This is a genomic window from Helicobacter sp. 23-1044 (assembly GCF_053654695.1).
Genome location: NZ_JBSIUQ010000027.1, coordinates 1 through 1354 on the forward strand (window position 1 = coordinate 1; position 1354 = coordinate 1354).

The 1354-nt window shown below is 45.5% G+C and carries 2 protein-coding genes and 1 pseudogene; all 3 read left to right on the forward strand.

Features of this window, described 5'->3' with window-relative positions:
* Positions 1 to 400: pseudogene (locus tag ACWIUD_RS12010) on the forward strand (menaquinone biosynthesis decarboxylase); the annotation flags it as partial.
* A gap of 3 nt (positions 401 to 403) precedes the next feature.
* On the forward strand, positions 404 to 928 hold the full coding sequence (locus tag ACWIUD_RS12015) for a c-type cytochrome (protein WP_454149393.1): 525 nt from the start codon (positions 404 to 406) through the stop codon (positions 926 to 928).
* Positions 929 to 957: 29 nt separating this feature from the next.
* The coding region (locus ACWIUD_RS12020) for a YigZ family protein (RefSeq protein WP_454149395.1) at positions 958 to 1354 on the forward strand (397 nt) is incomplete at its 3' end.

The window sequence follows — 1354 nt, forward strand, 5'->3', positions numbered from 1 at the left end:
AGTGGTTTTAAGGCAGTATTTTACGCACACCAAAAATCCGCTGATTTTGCTAGGAATCGATAAAAAATCGCGCGTTTTGGAGCATATAGACGCATTTCACTCGGCGCATTGTCGCATTGTCTTTGTGATGGATTCGTGCGATAATGATTTGGAAAATCCCTATATGTGCCTGTGGCGCGTTGCAAACAATATTGACGCAAAGCGTGATATTTTGGTGCAAAACAATGTCGCGCTCATTGACGCCACGCGCAAAGGTGCGCTTGAAAATTTCACGCGCGAGTGGCCCAAAGATGTCGATTGCAATGCGGAAGTTTTGGCGCGTTTGGTCGATTTGGGATTAATCGATAAGTCGCTTTGGCGAAAATTTTATATCGATAAATCTTACTCAACGAAAGGATGAAAGATGAAAAAGTGGATGTTAATAGCGGTGGCAGTGGCGTTTGTGGCGTGTGGCGATTCAAGTAAAAACGCAGAATCTAATGCGAAAATCGCAGAATCTAGCGTGGATTCTGCGAAAAGTGCGAAAAACGCAGAATCTAGCTCAAATGTGGCGAATGTGGCGAAAGTAGATTCTGCGGATTCTGCGAAAGATTCTGCGAATGCGACAAAAATCGCAGAATCTAGCGTGGATTCTGCAAAAGATTCTGCGAATGTGGCGCAAAAAGCACCGCAAAAATCAGCGGTGGATTTGTATAAAAAATGTATCGCTTGCCACGGCGCAAGGGGCGATAAAGTCGCACCGGGCAGTGCTGGGAGCATTCTCATCGCTGATTTAAGCAAACAAATTTTGATTGATGATATGAAAGGCTATCGCGCCAAAACGCTCTCACGCGGGGGAACTTCGGCGATTATGTATCTCCAAGCAAATGGGCTTAGCGATGATGATATTGAGATTTTGGCTGAATATATTTCTAATTTTAAAAAGTAGATTCACGCCCTGCGAGATTCGCCACTAAAATGAAAACGATAAAATCCCTTTGCATTGCCGAGTATGAAAAGGACGGCTCAAAATTTTTGGCGCATTTAGCCCCTGCAAAGGGCGCGGAGCAGCTTTTAAGCGAATTGCAAGAAAAGCACAAAAAAGCCGTGCATTTTGTCCGCGCAAGTCGCGCTGTGAATGAATTTCGCCAAATTATCGAAAATAGTAGCGATGATGGTGAGCCAAAGGGTAGCTCTGGTGTGCCTGTGCTAAATGTCCTGCGTGGGCGGGAGCTTGTGGAATGCGCGTGTATTGTGGTGCGCTATTTTGGCGGGAAATTGCTAGGCATAGGTGGGCTTGTCCGTGCATATAGCAACGCCACGCTTTTAGCGGTGGAAAATGCAAAGAATTGCGGGGCAATCGTTGATTTTATCC